The 17,970-nt window shown below is 41.2% G+C and carries 16 protein-coding genes and 1 pseudogene; 6 read left to right on the top strand and 11 right to left on the bottom strand.

Annotated elements, in window-relative coordinates:
- Nucleotides 1-371 precede the first annotated feature (371 nt).
- The 5 genes from DC345_RS30900 to DC345_RS30880 all read right to left on the bottom strand — a co-directional run bounded on the left by DC345_RS30900 (nucleotide 372) and on the right by DC345_RS30880 (nucleotide 7,143).
- Nucleotides 372-2,111, bottom strand: a complete 1,740-nt coding sequence (locus DC345_RS30900) for an ABC-F family ATP-binding cassette domain-containing protein (protein ID WP_113056407.1) — start codon at nucleotides 2,109-2,111, stop codon at nucleotides 372-374.
- 464 nt (nucleotides 2,112-2,575) lie between these two features.
- Nucleotides 2,576-3,475 carry an RNA polymerase sigma factor SigJ gene (gene sigJ, locus DC345_RS30895; protein ID WP_113056406.1) on the bottom strand — a complete coding sequence of 300 codons (900 nt, stop codon included), beginning with the start codon at nucleotides 3,473-3,475 and terminating at the stop codon, nucleotides 2,576-2,578.
- Nucleotides 3,476-3,508: 33 nt separating this feature from the next.
- A complete protein-coding gene (locus DC345_RS30890) occupies nucleotides 3,509-4,696 on the bottom strand; it encodes an NAD(P)/FAD-dependent oxidoreductase (protein ID WP_113056405.1) in 1,188 nt (395 codons plus the stop codon).
- 297 nt (nucleotides 4,697-4,993) lie between these two features.
- Nucleotides 4,994-6,505 carry an alpha/beta hydrolase family protein gene (locus tag DC345_RS30885; protein ID WP_113056404.1) on the bottom strand — a complete coding sequence of 504 codons (1,512 nt, stop codon included), beginning with the start codon at nucleotides 6,503-6,505 and terminating at the stop codon, nucleotides 4,994-4,996.
- A gap of 302 nt (nucleotides 6,506-6,807) precedes the next feature.
- Complete coding sequence (locus DC345_RS30880; protein ID WP_113056403.1) at nucleotides 6,808-7,143, bottom strand: hypothetical protein; 336 nt, start codon at nucleotides 7,141-7,143, stop codon at nucleotides 6,808-6,810.
- Between the two features lie 139 nt (nucleotides 7,144-7,282).
- Here DC345_RS30880 and DC345_RS30875 point away from each other — a divergent pair, with 139 nt between their 5' ends.
- Entirely contained in the window at nucleotides 7,283-8,587 is a 1,305-nt protein-coding gene (locus DC345_RS30875; protein WP_113056402.1) for a hypothetical protein, read from the top strand.
- Between the two features lie 148 nt (nucleotides 8,588-8,735).
- Here the strand turns inward: DC345_RS30875 and DC345_RS30870 are convergent, their stop codons facing one another.
- The gene (locus DC345_RS30870) at nucleotides 8,736-9,227 is read right to left on the bottom strand and encodes an HIT family protein (RefSeq protein WP_113056401.1); all 492 of its coding nucleotides are present in this window, start codon (nucleotides 9,225-9,227) and stop codon (nucleotides 8,736-8,738) included.
- Between the two features lie 378 nt (nucleotides 9,228-9,605).
- On the opposite strand from DC345_RS30870, the gene DC345_RS30865 reads away from it, so the two are divergent.
- The 3 genes and pseudogenes from DC345_RS30865 to DC345_RS30855 form a co-directional block, all read left to right on the top strand.
- A complete protein-coding gene (locus tag DC345_RS30865) occupies nucleotides 9,606-10,109 on the top strand; it encodes a DedA family protein (RefSeq protein ID WP_113056400.1) in 504 nt (167 codons plus the stop codon).
- A gap of 45 nt (nucleotides 10,110-10,154) precedes the next feature.
- Nucleotides 10,155-10,718, top strand: a complete 564-nt coding sequence (locus DC345_RS30860) for a class I SAM-dependent methyltransferase (RefSeq protein ID WP_113056399.1) — start codon at nucleotides 10,155-10,157, stop codon at nucleotides 10,716-10,718.
- Nucleotides 10,693-10,903, top strand: a pseudogene (locus DC345_RS30855) (response regulator); the annotation flags it as partial. The gene DC345_RS30860 and the pseudogene DC345_RS30855, both read left to right, overlap by 26 nt.
- A 272-nt stretch (nucleotides 10,904-11,175) precedes the next feature.
- Here DC345_RS30855 and DC345_RS30850 read toward each other — a convergent pair.
- The 3 genes from DC345_RS30850 to DC345_RS30840 form a co-directional block, all read right to left on the bottom strand.
- Nucleotides 11,176-11,562 carry a cupin domain-containing protein gene (locus tag DC345_RS30850; RefSeq protein WP_258530952.1) on the bottom strand — a complete coding sequence of 129 codons (387 nt, stop codon included), beginning with the start codon at nucleotides 11,560-11,562 and terminating at the stop codon, nucleotides 11,176-11,178.
- A gap of 390 nt (nucleotides 11,563-11,952) precedes the next feature.
- A complete protein-coding gene (locus tag DC345_RS30845; RefSeq protein ID WP_113056398.1) occupies nucleotides 11,953-12,837 on the bottom strand; it encodes an AraC family transcriptional regulator in 885 nt (294 codons plus the stop codon).
- A gap of 610 nt (nucleotides 12,838-13,447) precedes the next feature.
- Nucleotides 13,448-13,870 (bottom strand): MarR family winged helix-turn-helix transcriptional regulator, encoded by a 423-nt coding sequence (locus DC345_RS30840; RefSeq protein ID WP_113056397.1) that lies wholly within the window; start codon nucleotides 13,868-13,870, stop codon nucleotides 13,448-13,450.
- A 149-nt stretch (nucleotides 13,871-14,019) separates the two neighbouring features.
- Between DC345_RS30840 and DC345_RS30835 the strand changes: the two genes are divergently transcribed.
- Nucleotides 14,020-15,492 (top strand): MFS transporter, encoded by a 1,473-nt coding sequence (locus tag DC345_RS30835; RefSeq protein ID WP_113056420.1) that lies wholly within the window; start codon nucleotides 14,020-14,022, stop codon nucleotides 15,490-15,492.
- 314 nt (nucleotides 15,493-15,806) lie between these two features.
- Here DC345_RS30835 and DC345_RS30830 read toward each other — a convergent pair whose 3' ends face one another.
- Nucleotides 15,807-16,778 (bottom strand): aldo/keto reductase, encoded by a 972-nt coding sequence (locus DC345_RS30830; protein ID WP_113056396.1) that lies wholly within the window; start codon nucleotides 16,776-16,778, stop codon nucleotides 15,807-15,809.
- Nucleotides 16,779-16,883: 105 nt separating this feature from the next.
- Nucleotides 16,884-16,976 carry a hypothetical protein gene (locus tag DC345_RS30825; RefSeq protein WP_220095263.1) on the bottom strand — a complete coding sequence of 31 codons (93 nt, stop codon included), beginning with the start codon at nucleotides 16,974-16,976 and terminating at the stop codon, nucleotides 16,884-16,886.
- Nucleotides 16,977-17,151: 175 nt separating this feature from the next.
- Here DC345_RS30825 and DC345_RS30820 point away from each other — a divergent pair, with 175 nt between their 5' ends.
- Nucleotides 17,152-17,622, top strand: coding sequence for a MarR family winged helix-turn-helix transcriptional regulator (locus DC345_RS30820; RefSeq protein ID WP_113056395.1), 471 nt, complete (start codon nucleotides 17,152-17,154; stop codon nucleotides 17,620-17,622).
- Nucleotides 17,623-17,970 lie beyond the last annotated feature (348 nt).

Raw genomic sequence — 17,970 nt, 5'->3', positions numbered from 1 at the left:
TCCATTGAGGTATTGTAGGATAATTCGGTTTCCCATCTCCGACAGGTCCTATTTTGGGTTGGTGGCTATCCCACAAACCATATAAGAGACCAACAGCAGGTGTCAATATACAAATTACACTTGCAACGATATATAACACATACTTGTTCAATCTAACCCCTCCATTAAATGTATTCATGGCTAGAATCCTGTTTAAATTATACGTTATCTAAAAGTTGAAAGTTACCATAACCTGCCTTTAATTGAATGAAAGCAGCCAATCACCGTTAGCTCTGGACACGAACTTGTACCGATAAAATAAAAAAAGCCGCTAAAATAGCGACTTTTAATGGAACAATGTTCTTGTAATCATTTCAATCAGAGAGCTGTAATTAAAGCAACTTAATCAGCTCTTCAAGCTCATCAACCAAAACTTTGGCAAGTTCAAAATTAGTATCTTTTAAAGCCAATTCGATTTTCATCTCAACAGACTTTTTCTTTTGTTCATTTTCTAGATAGTCTTCATCAAAATGACTCGCATAAATCATCTCTCTAAATTCTTGTATACTCATTTTGCTAATCGTCTTGTCCTCAATAATTAAAACATAATCCATACCATTTACAACAGAATAGAAATCATGAGAAATCATGAGAATCGCACCTTTGTAGTCTTCAATGGCTTTCTCCAATGCGATTTGTGTATATATGTCCAAATGGCTTGTCGGTTCATCTAGGAGCAATACGCTGGCTTGACTGGCAGAAACTTTAGCCAATTGGAGCATGTTTTTTTCTCCGCCAGATAACGATTCAATCTTTTGATCAAGGATTTCTCCTTCAAAGCCATAGTTTGGAAGATACGATCTAATCTCATCATACGTTTGAAACCCAGCATCTATGAATTCATTTAGTATGGTATTCGAATCTTTTAGCATTTCGCCTTGAACCTGAGATAAATAAGCCACGTTAACATCAGCATTGATTTCAATGGAATCCTGATTGTTTTTAAAGATTTCTCGGAGTAAAGTCGTTTTCCCGGTTCCATTTGGACCAATCAGGGCTACTTTATCTGTCGATTTGATCTCAAAGTTCACATTTTCCAAAAGCAGCTCATCAAAGGAAACGCTATAATTATTGACTTTAACCACAACAGCTTCTTCCATTTCCTTATCGATACCAAAACTGATATTCGGCTGTTTGATATCGACAAAGGGTTCTTTTATTCGACGTGCTTCCAATCTCTCTTGAAACTTGACTCTGGCTTTTAACGCTCTGCCTCTGGAGGCTTCCGAATTATACGTGGCGATCTCTCTAAGATTGTCGATGATGTGATCGTATCTCTCAATTTCTTCAGCTTCAGCAACCGCGATTTCTTGCAGCTCGATCTTAGTCTGAAGTAGCGAGAAGTTGTAATCGATAAATCGTCCGTCAAACTCCTGGATTTCTGTGTTTTCAAGGTGTATGATTTTGTTGAAACAATGATTCAACAGATACCGGTTGTGCGTAACGACCAGCAGCATTCCCTTGTGGGAGTTAATAAGCTTTTTAAGTGCATTTAGGTTTTCAAAGTCTAAAAATACATCGGGTTCGTCCATAATCATTAAGTCTGGACGATTCAGCATTTCCTTCATCACTTGAATAAGTTTGAATTCCCCGCCGCTTATGGCGGATATACTAAGATCTTTGAGCTTCATGAGGTTGGCAAGGTTTAACTGTTTATTGATGTTTTTTTCGAAATTATCCCCATCCATCGCCTCGAAGGCATCCAAAGCCAATTGAACCTTTTCCATCAGCGAATCCATATCCGATGTGGTGGCCATCTCCGCATAAATCGCTGTAATTTCATCTTGTATCTTGATGAATTCTTCCGCGATATATTCAAAAACAGTCATTTCTTTCGTTTTGTCTACTTGTAAAAACTGACTCACATACCCGATTCTGCAATCAGGGTCTATCTCTAACTTGCCCTCGAACAAATATCGTTCCGGATCCATCAGGATATCGATCAGTGTACTTTTCCCACTGCCACTTGTTCCGATAAATGCGCAATGTTGTGTCTCTTCAAACGTAAATGAAATGTTGTTATATAGTTCTTTTTGTGGAAACGAGAAGGATAGTTTATCAACTTTTATCATAGTGTTACCTTTCTTTACAACTAAAATGGTGGCTATTATTCAAATGTATTGTCGAACACAGACTTTTAGAGTAACACTGTTTACCACCAAGTACAATCCATTTTGCATTGATGAAATCGACGCAGCAATTGGAAAACGTCATTTCTCCTCTGTTTTTTATCAACATACTTGATTCGGTTAAATTTGATTAAAGAACAATTTACATATGAGCAGATTAAAACCGTGTTAGGTGTGATGCTGCTTGAATTATTCATGAAAATGACGTAGTCGATGTATAGGCCATTGTTATTCAAGGTTTTATTGTGAATATTTCCCGTTAAAATGAACAAAAAAAGTGTATCCTGCCGCAATAGGAAGGCTACACTTTTGTTTGCGTAACATGTTATCGTTTGTACTTATCCATACAGCTGCTTCACATCTCCGACAGCTTCATCTGGTCGTTAATTTTAACCATTGTCTCTCGTTTAGTTTGTGCTTGGTTCCTCTTCATAATCCCCAGGAATGTTAAAAAACCTAATTTTATCTGGGTTTCGGATAAGATAAATGTTGCGAATCAACTGTCCTTCAGCATGAATCAGCGCAACAGAATCGACTTGCTCACCCAAACGGATAACGACTCCGATCTGACCGTTGATCTCGCTCATTTCTAACTGAATACCGCCCTCATGTTGGGATGACTTATGGAATAAACCAAGAAGAAATTTGGAAACGGCATCTCGATATATGATCGAGCGAACAGCGGCAACCACTTTGCCTCCCCCATCGGAAATAAGCACGACATCGTCGGCTAGCATAGAAATAATCTGCTTGGTGTTGTCTTGCTCCAGCGCGGAAACGAACTGGCGAATCCATGTTTCTCTATCCGTCTTGGCAGCATCTGGCTCTCCTTCACCGATCCCCATCTTTACCTTAGCTCGGCTGAAAATCTTCCTGCAGTTCATCTCGCTTTTACCGATAACCTTGGCTATACCTACATACTCGATACCGAGAGCCTCACGCAATACAAACACCGCTCGTTCTGACGGAGACAGCTTCTCTAAAAGCACTAAGACTGCGTAAGATAGAAGTTCATCGCGGACTATGAGATTGAGCGGATCCGCTTCCGAAGTCGGAATGGGTTCGGGTAGCCATTCTCCGACATAGTGTTCCCGCCGTCTCCGAGCCGATTTATACAGGTCACGACAGCGGTTAACGACCATTTTACACAAGTATGCTTTTGGTTCTTCGGTCAGACCAGCCGGATTTATATCGCAAACTTTCAGAAATACGTCCTGCACAGCATCTTCCGCCTCGGACCATGTACCTGTCATCTGATAAGCAAGTGTGAGCAATAACTTTTTGTATTGTCTGTATAGCTCCTCCATCTTCGACACTTCCTATTCCGTCTTCATTCTTTCTTAAGTCGTTAACATACTTGCTGTATCCCAAGTATATTTTTTAATTTTCCAGCTCAATTTACCTGTGACGACGAAATCAAGCCCCCATTTGTTTACCCAGGTTAAACCTTTGTCGGGACCTAGCCCGATGCTGAACGATTTAATGTAGCTTTCATGAACCGGCGCTTGGCGCCCTTCGAGATCTGCTAGTATAATTTTGGCAAGCCTAGCAGCTTGGGGTATTGCTTCCTTGCACGTCTTGCCATCGACATGCCCGTTTACCGGGTCTGTGATTCTGGCGCAGTCACCAATACTATAAATACCGGACATATCCGATACCCTGTAACTGACGTCAACATGCACATACCCTTCGGGCGTTACTGGCAAGCCGATCGTCGATAGCATGGGATTGGGCTGCAGCCCGAGCGTCCAAATACACAGGCCTACAGGTTGCTTTTCACCATTGGATAACCATAAAATTCCATCTTTTTCCTTGATTACACTTTTATTATGCATGGTGTTTATGCCGATGTCTTGGAGCAATTGTTCCAGTTTCATTCCTACTTTAGCAGGACCATCTAAAAATAGACGTTGGTGAGGATTGTACAGATAGATTTTTACATCTTGCGGGTCAAGTCCAAAATCTTTTGCATCCTTGCGGGCGTAATAAGCCATTTCTGCGGCAGTCTCCATACCACTAATTCCAGCTCCCGCAATGGCGATTTGCAACAATCGCATCCGTTCTCTTGGATTATTTTCTGAAGTTGCCTGTTTTAGATTAGTGAGCCATATACTTCGAATTTTTTTCGCATTTTCCAATGAGGAAAGTGCAATTCCACCCTGTTCAGGCTCGGGTTGCCGGATCACACTACCCGCAGTTACAACGAGCACATCGTAGTTCATCTCATATTCCACTCCCAACGGATTCACATACAGTAGCTTCTTCTCTTCCGTATTAATCTCTGAGACGATTGCCTGAACCAATTCAACTCCCTCCGGAAACAGCTTCGTAAGCGGGATTCGTATTTCTTGATCCGTAACGGCGGGTCTAAACATTAACACTTTACGCAGATGAAAAGAGTTTTTGTCAATCATGACAAGGCGTAGCGGATACTTATTTACCTGATCCTTGAACAGTTTTCGGATTTCCTTAACGGTATGAATTCCCGCATACCCGGCACCGATGATGACGCAAGTTAATGTTTTCATAACATCTACTCCTTCTATGTTTGCATATAGAACGAGATAGCGGCTGTTAATGTGACACTGACCATAGAAAGTTACAATTTCCTGAGAACCACGAAAATTTCAAGTCAGAATTATCTCCTAGCTTCTCACCGCTTATCGAACGAAGTTCATGAGCTGGCTCAACGTTTGGAAAGCCGTACGGTGGATATGCACTCTATTCGTCAGGAAGTGGAGCGGCACTAGAAAACCCTCTTTAAATTATATAAGTAGTCGCTTTATGGGATAGGTATCGCAAAATTTTTGTTCTTAGAAGAAAAGCTAGTTGAACTTAATTAGCGACGTTACGAACTTCACCTCCGGGAAGCGGCTATCCGGTCCTTTTATTAAGTCTCCACCTTGATTTTTCAGATACATATCGAAGAAATCCAGCATATATGCATTGATAACGGAGTTTGCTCTCTCTGGCCCAATCTTTCCTGTAATGCCCAGCATTTTGAAAATCGGAGAAATGAACTGTACGTCGGCGAAATTTAAATGTTCTGTATTTTCGATATACAGGATTTGTCCCCCTTCGTCGACCGTTTCGTGCATCCGTTCAAGCTCCAACTTTTTATCTTCCGTTACTTGATTCATCCACTCTCTTGTTGACCCCATACGGTTAAGCTCTGCATCTGTGAAGATCCGATTATCCATAACCATTTTTAATTCTTCGAAATAGCTTTCCGAGTTGATGAACAAAAACGGTTTTTGCAGTTCCTCTCTGTCACGCAGTCGATACATCCCTCCATCCAAGTCTATACCAGCCGCAATTCGCGGATCGTAAGAAGCGTCGTAGGCCGTCGCTCCGCCGATGGAATGACCGAACACGCCGACATGATCGAGGTCAATCCTCCCTTTTAGATGACTTGGAATCTGCCCGGATTGGATGAGCTCGAATTGGTCCAGCACAAACGCCACATCGTCCGTTAAAACTTTCCCTAATTTGTCGCGACTTTCTCTTCCTGTTCGGTAATCATCTTCGGGTGAGAATAAGTCATTGGTTGTGCTGGTGGTGATTCGACCGTCCGGAAACTCGGTTGCAAATGTATTGAAGGTGTGATCGATCACCGCCACGATATATCCATGGCTCGCGAGATTCTCAGCTTGGGACGTATGGAGGAACCTGGACGAGCCGAAGCCGGGATTCGCAAGGATCAGCGGATACGAAGTCTGTGCCGAGGAGACCTCGGCCCCCGAATAAGCATGACTGGATACGTACTTCAAGTGCTGAAGAGTAAACTCAGGAAGGCCATAGTTCGCGGCCATATATCGTAAAATCGGAGTATCGGGAATAAAGGGAGCGTACTTGCCGGTGCCAACTGTAACCGGATACCATACCTGAACCATCAACTCTCTCTTACCATCTCTGGTTTTGTCGAAAATCTCTTCCCTATTTCTATCCACGAGATGAAAAGTTTGCGTTCCTACCTTAAATTCCCCAGCCGGTTCAGGTAGATTAATTACAGGGAAAGCATACATTAGAACTGCTGTCACACCCAGCATTATCGCTATAGCGGTATTAGCTAACCCCAACAATAATCGTGGAATTTTTTGGGGGCCTTTTTTTCTAAAATAGCTATAACCTGAAGTAGCAAAAAAAATGATCGGTATGCAATATGAGAAGAATAGCTGAACTCTGTATCCTTCCACTGTCCAATGAATGACCAGTAAAAGTGTGGCGATCCCGCTTGCAACGAATAGAGGAATTCTGGGCCGTCCCTTTTTTAATAAGAATGTTAATGCAAACAATCCGATGTTTGACAAAAAAAGTAACAGTTCAAACAGCCTCATCTCGATTCTCCTTTTTAAAAATTCTATTTTTGCTTGTTCCAATATTATCCTGCTACGCTTCCCTAAGCTATCGATTCAACTTACATCTGCCTTACACTTTTGTAATTCTAACTTGCGGTTTGTAGGACCTCGTAAAACTGTGGAATTGATCATACGAACCGATACATACTTAGATCACCTTTTAAACGGAAGTGACACAATGTTCTTGTCCTCGACTTTGGAAATGAAACTCAGTTCATAAAACAAAAAAGCCGCTACAATAGCGACTTTGAATGGGATTAAGTTCTTGTACTGCATAGAATCTATCCGACGTATTGAAGTATTAACTGGTATATTGCTACGGAAAGTCCCAAAATACTCGCTTTCATTTTAGATGCATGATATCTTTTGCTGCGAAACAAATAAAGAAAAATCACTATAAATCCTAAGGGAATCCACAGCTGAAAGTCACCTTCTGTTGTATAACGAGAAAAAATTGGAATAATGGAAGTACTGATCAAAAAGTAAAAGAATACTGTAAAACGTCTTGTCTCTAATTGCTTGCTCCACCTTACTAAAAAGAAAAAAATAATGATACCGATAATTGTAATGTATAAAGGGGGGAGAAGAATAGAAACGTCCCCAAATTTAAATTCCATTTTGCATTGCCCTCCTCTTTTTAAACATCCCCGTTTTTTTCGGATGGTACATACGGCGGCTTCTGGATTCAGGAAACATGTACATTATATGTTATAATCGAAAGGTTGATTTTACCAAAAGCAAGGAGGACCTCATATCATGAAAAGAATCACTAAACGTACATTTCTAATCACTACTCTAACAGCGTTCTTTAGTATTTCCTTAGCCCCTATCTCCTCTCCCGTATCTGCTTCTGATTACAAGCAACTTCCAAAGCCAGAGTGGACCTATGACGTACCTACCGATGCGACAACCCAAATACATAGTAAGAACTATTATTTCACAGGAAATATCGTCTACCCTATCGTATCAGAACAGACTAACTCTCAAACTGCATATACATTCTTGTATCAGTCAGATCGCTCTACCGGCAAAACTAAATCCGTAAACTCCCTATTAGCGATAGACGACAAAACAGGAAAACAGAAGTGGATTCATAAATCGCCTATGCCCTACAATTCGTTTGAGGTAGATCAGAGCGGTAACGTCTACTACTTCGATGAGGTAAATTCCGGAAACAAGAAGGTATACCAGTTGATCTCTCTGGATTCAAATAACAAGCCGCGCTGGGTCAAAACATTCAAAGATTACTTTCAATTCAATGTCCTAGAAGATGGGCGCATAGCTGTGGTTACTTTCACAAAAGACACCAGTGTGATCACTCTTTATACAAAGGAAGGAAAGCCACTTATCAAAAGGGAGTTCCATGGCCACGTGCGACATATTCAGGGGAACTACGTCGGATTGATAAATTCTGATGCTCCGAGAAACACAACAACAATTGATATTTACTCCATTCCTACAGGAAAGAAGATTATTTCTGCTGTCCAACCGCAGGATCACGTCAATATTGTGCATGCTGACTTTGAAGTTCTAAGTGGCGGAACTGTGATTGTTCCCATCTACGATGCAAAGATGAAAGTGGAAACCTTGCACGCCTACAAGCCTAACGGGGAAAAAAAATGGATCAGACCTTTGCCTAAGCCAGCACAGGATGCCGTTTTCGGTACAACGTATGCGCATAATATGTACGATTCTTTTTACGTATCCTTAGGCAATAACTATCTGATTCAAGAGAAAAATATGCTTAGTCTCTACAATACTAACAATCAATTGATTGCGACCAAGACGTTTACTGATTTACCTGCACAAGGACTGTTACAACGATTAAATGATCAGAGCATTGTCTTCGGAGCCGTCGACAAAACACAAGCTTGGTATGATTCATCTAAACCGGAGCCGAAGAAAGCCGCCTACTATATTCTGGACTCTAATACACTAAAAACAAAAAACTCTTTTGTAATCGATGACGCACTTTTTCACCAAGCCGATGTTCGTTTTCACGATGCAAATACATTCTATATCCAGATGAGTAAAACCATTGCCAAATACGTTCTAGAGTAGCATATACAGGCTGGAGTATCCCCCCAGTATAACGAAGTATGCCTAGCCTCTGTCCAGAAGCGAAATCATATGACGTTTCTTTTTTATCACATGAGCAGCCTGCAGAACTGCAGACTGCTCTTTATTTTTATTGAGATATCGTTTCCCGTTAGCTTAGTGAGAGAACCTCAATGTTTTCCTTTATCCATGAACACAGCTTATCAGCATAGAAAGCGCGTTCATCTGGATCGGATGGAGTACCCTTTGACAGATAAAGTTGATCATTAACATATCTAGGGTAAACATGGAGATGATAATGCCACACATCTTGATTGCCAGCGGGCTCATTATGTTGCCGCGTAGAAATCCCTTCACATCCATATGTATTTTTCATTGCAAATGCTGTAAGCTGAGCCGCGCGATGAATTTCAACAGCGTAATCCGCAGGGAGTTCAAAGATGTTCTCGAAATGTTGATTAGGAATAATAAGAACATGTCCTTTATTGTTTGGCCACCATTTGCTTGCTATAAATGCCGTTACCTTTTCATTCTGATAGATGATATCCTTTTGTTTTGTTCCCTGATTAGGTCGCTCGATACCCCAAACACAACAAAATGGACATTCGTATCCTTCAGGCTTATGTGAAAATGATGCTGTCATCTTTTTCATTCCACTCCTTTCATATTTTCCAACCGTCTTTTAGACGCTAGCAACTGCTGTTCGTTGCTTTATCCTCAACATTGGTAATCAATCTGAGCTCGCTTTTATTCCGGCATGCCCGGCTCTCGACTGCAAAGTGGCACGTTAACGTTAAATCATGTGAAAAGCATTGTTGTTGTGACTGTGTCACTTGACCACTACTCCTGAATATATCCACCCTATCAAGTCTTGCCAGTAAGTTGGCAAGGCTTTTTGTCTTGCATGTACCGTAGTATCGCTTTGCCTATGTAATCTTTAGATTTTCTTCAGAATTATGCTTATTAATTCCTTAGTTTTTTTCATTATGATTTCTATATCGACAAGAGAGGAGGCAAAACAATGATCAGTAATACGATCTTAGAGCTACTACATCAGTATGGATATCTGATTTTTTATTTTGCCTTCACATTAGGGCCATTTGGCATTCCAATTCCGAATGAGATCACGATTATAAGTGGTGCCATTTTAAGTCACACCGGTGTTATCAATTCATGTATCACATACTTCTGCATTTTAACAGGACTATTAACCGCCATTACCTTTGCTTATTTTGCAGGGAAGTTATTTGGACCCAAGATAAAACAGAGATTTCAACGTAATAAGCACTTCGTTAAGGCTGAACTGATTTTGAATAAGAGTGGCAATTGGGCGATGTGCATCGGTTTATTCATTCCAATCGTGCGATATGTTCTCCCTCTGCTCATTGGACTGGGCGGCGTTCAATATCGGAAATTTGCTCTCATTTCATATTCAAGTGCTTTGCTTTGGACCATAACGTATTTTACAGCGGGAATCTACTTCGGCGCTCCCATTCTATCAATGCTTCATTTATTACAATTCTAATCGATTTTGATAACATACCATCACATATACGGAGGAACCACAATCATGAATTCCAATGAACCTATTTTATTTCTGAAAAGCTTTCTTCAAAGCCCAAAACATGTTGGCAGCATCATACCCAGTTCCCGGTTTCTCGCTAACAAAATGGTGAACCAGGCCCCTTGGCTAGACGTAAAAGCAGTCGCCGAACTCGGATCAGGCACAGGAGCCATCACTCGTTATATTCATCAACAAGCACAAGATTCAACCCAGGTGTTATTGTTTGAGATGAACGAGACGATGAGGATTAAGCTGAAGACTGAATACCCTACATTCCCCTGTTATCCAGATGCCTCTCGATTAGTGGAATCCATGAAGCAAGAGAGTGTTGAGCAACTGGACTGTGTATTTAGCGGGTTGCCTTTCTTTAACTTTGAATCGGAATTAAGGAATACGTTGGTAGACCAGATCCATAAGGCACTCAAACCCAAGGGGTTATTCATCGCCTTTCAATATTCGCTTCAAATGAAAAAAACACTATCCGAAAAATTTATCATCGAAAAGATAGAATTAATGCCCTTGAATATCCCTCCTGCCTTCGTTTATGTCTGTCGCAAAAAGGAGTGTTAATTTGTTACGTAACGAAGGATATCAGGTCATTGAAGCAGCCAATGGTGGAGAAGCACTAAATATTATTAAAATAACATCGGTCCAATTCGTTATTCTGGATGTCATGATGCCCACTATGGACGGTATCAACCACACCCATTATTGTGTTATCCGCCAATGAAGAGGACATTGATAAAATTACAGGCCATGAGCACATTACCATTAAAGTCGAAAATAAGAACGTTTTTACATTCCAAATAAGCTTGCCTTCTAACATCCAGTGAACATCAATGAATTCAACAATGAAGGATACCGCATTGAAAACACCCGAACCGTTTCTTTTTTGCAGCGTAATCTTCTCACTGTAGTGTCTGTCAATATACGCAAGAACCCTGTTCAATCGTTTATAATCGTACTCCTTGCTGCTCTCCTCTGCATCCGGATTTGTCCCATCGGAAAAATATCGCAAAAGACATCCTCATAACGTCTGCAGTCTGCCTATCGTGTAGCTTCGATAACCCTTCGTTTTTTTGTTAATCTCCCAAACCATTTGAGCGAGGTTTTGTTTGATGCTAGTTAAACGTAATTTATCCCCTTCATTATTCAGAGCAGAATTGCAGAAGATAAACGCATTAGTGTTCAGCAGTTCCGGACCAAACTGCAATGTCAGAAGCACATTGTCTTGATTGGTCCTTTCAATCTTATGGACGGACATACTATTTACCACAATCACATCATCTTCATGAAGCGTATACTGCTTTTGATCCAAATACATGATGATTGAGCCCTGAAGGACATACACAATTTCAACTTCCTTATGCCAATGAAAATCAACATGTTTCACACTGTTTACAAAGAGCTTCATGGGTAGGTCGTCCTGATGCTGTATAAACTCGTATAGATAACGAATCGACTTCTCCTCCCTCGTATTAAATTATTATAGACACAGCGTTTACAATAAAACAAAAGACTACACCTAATCGTAAGCATCTGTGCTATAGAATCAATATAAAGGCATGATAAATAATGTTGATTTTTCAAAAATAAAATCCGCTAAAATAGCGACTTCCAATGGGAGCACTCCAATCAACCAACTTAAGATTACTATCTGTCCCACTTTGTGTTAAAGAACCTCATTTTCACCACAAGATTTGAAACTATTAGTCTAATAAAGAAGCAAACAAATCGGACACAGTTGGCCACTCATATTGTCTTTTTTAAGTTACTATTCCTGAATAATCTAAAAGAAATGAAACTAAGATATTTTTCTTACAGCAAACCATAGCTCAACAAAACTCAGTCCATCTTTACCTCCAGTAATTTCAAACTCCATTTCGTCTACCTGTTCATAACCTGTAGTAGGAAGCCATTCAGAAAAGAATCGTCTATATAATGTTTCAATGGTTTCATCGAATTTATCCCATGTAAAGGGATCAGATGAAAAGATGGCCCACGTTTGTGCTGGTATCGTTATATTTGTATACCCATCGTCTTTACTTGTTTCATCTTTAAATGCACTCAACATGTATGGGAAAGTATCCTCTCCGGTTTTTTTGTAGCTACAAACAGCATGTACTTTATGATAATACGGATTCATTAGATCCGGTAATTTACCAGCATTGGCAGCTAATCTTTCAACGTCGCCGTTTTCGTGGCTTTGCTTCCATAATTCTGCTGGAGTCTCTATCCCGTTCAATTGAAATACTTTCTCAATCCCAAATATTTGAAAGCTTTCTTTTGTTTCGATACGATAGTTCATAGGCTCTTCCCCTTTAATTGAAATAAGGAAGGAAAGCCGAGGATAGGCTTTGAGAGTAATCCCTTCTTCACGGGCCATTGCTGGATTGATACCATGCAACGATTGAAAAGCCCTTGCGAATGAAACTGGTGATTCATACCCGTACTTTATGGCAATATCAACAACTCTCATATCACTATTCTGCAATTCTATTGCAGCAAGAGTAAGCCGTCTTCTTCTTATATATTCCGCAAGTGAAACATTTGTAATGAATGAGAACATTCTCTGAAACTGATGTGAAGAACAACAAGCACATTTGGCAATTTCCTTCAATTCGATCTCACTGACTAAATTTATTTCAATATAATCCAATGCCCGATTCATCCTCATAAGCCAATCCATCTGATTCCTCCTCTTTAACACGAGTATAGTTGTATTAGGATTTCGTATCGCAACTATTTGTGCACGAATAAGTTTCGTATCGGTCGAAAAGTTTATGGAGTAGCTAACGATTCATTATAAATCATATCTGGAGAACTCTTCAGAAGGGCCAATATAAAGACAATTTCACTTCTTTCACCAACCCTGATTAACCCAGACACCATATAAATCCTACATTCTCATACAACCTATCCAAAGGTGGATACTTCCAACTCGCTCGATCCTAATGCTCTTTTGCTCTTTTTTACGCGCTCTAAAGTAGACCTGATGCTTTCTTCTTTCCCATTAATATAGAAACCGCTGCAAATATAGTTGCAAGCATGACGACTAAACCGCCGACCCAGCCGATCCACGACAAGGTTAAACATTGAGGAGAAAGCCACTTACAAAGAAAAACAATGTAGCTGAATCAACTGCTGTTATGTAAAGGGAATTACAGAGACGGAGGAATCAACATATTAGAACACTGTGTTTGAATTTCATGTTGAGTACGATACTGAGGATAAAATAATTTTATTGAAATCGAGGAATACTTCGGCATATCCGTGTCAGTAACTATGAACTTAATGATCTAACCCTGTTTGCTGTCGTAAATTTTTTTCAGCAGGTCCGCAAATTGCTGTTTATCGCTTTCGGACAAACAATTCGTCATCTGAAGGCTGAACTCATCCAAAATTCGTTTCAGCACAGGTTCGAAATCCTTCGCTTTTTGCGTTGGATAAAGCAGGTAAGAACGACGATCGTGAGAGTCCACCGAACGGTAAACGTATCCTGCCTCCTCTAGCTGCTTGACGCAACGGGTCGTAGTCGCTTTATCGAACTTCACTTCATTTGTGAGCTGGTCCTGGTTGAGGCCGGGATTCGACAAGATCGCCTTAAGATAATTGTGGTGCCCGCCCCCGCCAATATCAAATGGTTTTAATATGCTTGCCAATTCTTTTTGGTTAATACGATGAATGTAGGACAACATTTTGCCAATCGAAGGTTGCTTCAACCCAGTACCTCCTTAAGATCTTTTGTATCCAAAAATTTTACCTCATACAAGTTGCGTACGCAACTAACTTAAAGTATAATCATAACCAAATTAGTTGCTAATGCAACTAATTGTTTTTGACGATAGTAAGGAGTGATTATTTAGTGAAACTGGAAGACGAGAAGCGTTTCATTACTTATCAAGATGACCCAGTAATCCAGAAAAGACGTTGGATTATCCTGATAGTCCTGAATTTATTTACATTTATGTCGACGCTCGACGGCAGTATCGTCAATATTGCTCTGCCCGTTATCGCGAAGCGGATGGATCTGACAGTAGCTGAAGCGGAATGGATAGTCACCGCTTACCTGATGACCATTTGTGCAGCGATCCTCTTTTTCGGCAAGCTCGGAGACATCGTTGGTAAAATTAAAGTGTTCAAATGGGGTATGATTATTTTCACGGTTGGTTCCCTTCTGTGTGGGCTCAGCTTCAGCCTGCCGCTTCTCCTAGGTTCACGACTACTCCAAGCCCTCGGCGCAGCGATGACAATGGCCAACAGCCAGGGCATCATTACAGACATCTTCCCAACAACAGAACGGGGAAAAGCATTGGGGCTGATCGGTACATTTGTCTCGCTTGGCAGCATTGCTGGACCGAGCCTCGGCGGTATCATCGTATCCGGACTGGGTTGGGAGTACATATTTTTGGTGAATATCCCGGTTGGACTCATCGCGATTGCGATTGGGTGGAAGGTACTTCCTGCTGATCGTACCAAACTGAAGGTTCGTATCGATAAGGCCGGGGGGGTGTTATTCCCTTTATTTATCATAGCTTTATTTTCAGGTCTACTGCTTGGGCAGCAGGTCGGTTATGGGGATATGCGGATCGTCGCTGCGTTAATCATCTCTGCCATTGTTTTTGTTATTTTCCTTTTCGTTGAGATTCGTAGTCCAGAACCCACGCTAAAGCTCACCCTGTTTAAAAATCCGCTGTTCAGCTTAAGTATTTTATGCGGCTTTCTGGTATTTGTGGCCAACTTTTGTTTTAACATCATCGCACCGTTCTATACGCAAAGTATATTGAATCTTACACCCTCCCACGCTGGTCTCTTGCTAATGCTGTTTCCGATTGTCATGGTAATTGTAGCTCCACTCAGTGGCGCATTATCAGACAAAATTGGTTCCGAACTGCTCACTTTCGCAGGACTCGTTGTGATGGTCATCGCTCAAGTCGGACTTGCTCGACTCCATAGCGGAAGCTCAATCATTCTGGTTGGAAGTTGGGTCGGTATGCTCGGTCTCGGCAGCGGTTTGTTTCAATCACCGAACAACTCGTTGGTAATGTCAAAAGTCCCCAAGACCCAGCTCGGAATTGCAGGCAGTATAAACTCGCTCGTCCGCAATATGGGCATGGTCGTGGGAATTACAGTTGCTACTACCACCCTGTTTGGTGTTATGAGCAACTTGGCTGGTCGTAGGGTTACAGGACTTGTGCCGGACCGCCCCGATCTTTTTCTATCAGGCATGCACGTGGTCTTCATGACCTCCGCTTCAATATGCTTAGTAGCTGCAGTACTTACGGGTTGGAGGCTGTGGTCGGCAAAACGGACTTTACGCAGCGAACATTTACGGTCTCGATAATAATATATTTAGCTGACCTCATGTTAATCGTGACGCTACTTGTAGCGCTATCGATCGCCAATTCCTTGTTCAATAGATTAGGGGTTGTTCCAGAACGTTCCCCGCCATTTGGTCTATAAGCTTTGCCTGAAACCAGGTTTACCTTTTTTTAGTCGGCTCCCAAGTGTCTTCAAACTGCTTGTCACATCGAAAAAGCGAATAAACTCTTCAAGGATCGCATCCAAGAAGAGTTTATTACAAAAGGTTTAGCTTATAGAATGTAAGGTAAGGATACCGATTCAGAACGGCAACTTAGTAAAGGATATATGTCCAATTTATACTAATGGATGTGGTATATAAAGTTCTTCTAAACGTGTAATTTCTTCAGGCGTTAATTTAACAGATAACGCCGAAACCGCATCTTCGAGATGGCTGATTTTGGTCGATCCGATTATTGGTGCTGTGACCTCATCCTTTTGTAGCAACCATGCAAGAGCAACCTGCGCGCGCGGAATACCTCGGTTAGATGCAACTCCTGCTACTCTTTCAGCAACTTTGCGATCAGCTTCTTCCGTTTTAACAAACAACATTTTTGCTATTTGGTCATTCTCGGATCGCGAGGTCTGCTCATTCCAATCCCGTGTTAACCGGCCTGCCGCCAGAGGCAGATAAGGAGTGATGCCAACCCCCTCATCTTTGCAAAGGGGGAGCATTTCTCTTTCTTCTTCACGATAAAGCAAGTTAAGTCTATTTTCCATGGAAACGAAACGGGTCCAGCCATTGCGCTCCGCGACATGCTGCGCTTTCGCAAATTGCCATGCCAACATGGAGGATGCTCCGATATATCTAACCTTTCCCGCCTTAACTAAATCGTGAAGAGCCTCCATTGTCTCCTCGATTGGTGTATTAGGATCCCACCGATGGATCTGGTACAAATCGACGTAGTCTGTTCCAAGCCGTTTTAGACTGTTATCAATTTCGGTCATGATGGCTTTCCGGGAAAGCCCCATTGCATTAGGACCTTTGCGCATAGGGACAAATACCTTTGTAGCAATAACGGTTTCATCACGACGGGCGAAATCCTTTAATGCACGACCAAGAATTTCTTCACTTGTTCCGTCCGAATACATATTAGCAGTACTAAAAAAATTAATGCCCATATCGATTGCTTCTTTAATGATCGCTCTGCTGTCCTGTTCATCCAATGACCATGGGGTATTGCCGCGTTCAGGTACGCCGAAGCTCATGGTTCCAAGACTTAACTTCGAAACATCCAAACCACTTTGTCCCAGTTTCACATATTCCATTTAATAACACACTCCTTATTTTTGTAGCCGTTACGCCTTATATTGTCCGTGGATCTTCTGGTGAGTCAGTACTAAAGATTAAATCACCAAAGGAACAGGCGTATCTCATTTGAGAACGTTGATGAGCACTGTAAATCCTTGTGACGCGAGATCTTTCGTTAATTGAAGCCCGATTCCTTTGTTTGCCCCAGTGACCAAGGCGACAGGTTATGCACTTTTCACTCCTTCCTTTACAGCTTTTGCAGAATTTTATAATTTCCTTAGGTTGACATATCAACCTAAGATAAATTCAATCCCCTTGGTTGATGTGTCAACTAACAAAACAAACTGTACCACCTTGTGGTTGATGTGTCAACCATGGTATTATATTGGCATGGATATTAATGAACTAAACGAAGACGAAATGCGACTATGGAATACATGGAAAGGCTCCTTTAAACGAGTCTTTGGTAGCGTTGTAAAAGAAATGTCTGAATATACAGGACTATCAGAAGGTGATTTTGGAGTATTAGATCGTTTAGTCCAATTTGGGGATGGTAAACTTCGCCAACAGGAGTTAGCTGACTCTATGGACTGGGATAAGAGCCGACTATCTCATCATCTAACGCGTATGGAAAAACGAGGTCTAGTTCTGAGGAAACCACTGGACACAGATCGCGGTGTGCAAGTCATTATTACTTCCGTCGGAAAGTCAGCCTTGGATGAAGCCCTTCCCATAGTCTCAAAGGCAATACGCAAGTATTTTCTAGATCTATTAACTGATCAAGACATTAAGTCAATAACTGAACTGGCGGAACGAACCAAAAAAAATAATAGATCGCCTAGTAACGACTCTTTATCTTGATCGCTGTTTTGGATGGCATGCACAACATATAAGTACTGCAATTGACAAGTAACGGGCCTCTCTCGCTGAAAATAGCGGAGGGGTCAGTTTAATTTTTCCAGTAGAAGCCGTATGGGTGTAATTCAGCCGAAACTTTATTAAATAATCATCAAATCAGTAATCAAACCATGTTCGTATCCTTTACGGAAATAATCAGGTACAAGTTCTTGGACTGGCCTTTCTCTCCATAAATTGATTTATAAAAAAATAGATTTTGATGCTTGCGAATATGCCAGCATCAAAATCTATTCATCTAGTGGCTTAGATAATCAATACCAACTCATCTTATACTTTACTCTTTCAATCCAG

This window comes from Paenibacillus taichungensis (assembly GCF_003287275.1).
Classification (GTDB): Bacteria; Bacillota; Bacilli; order Paenibacillales; family Paenibacillaceae; genus Paenibacillus; species Paenibacillus taichungensis_A.
This window is presented reverse-complemented; position numbering and strand designations above follow the sequence as displayed.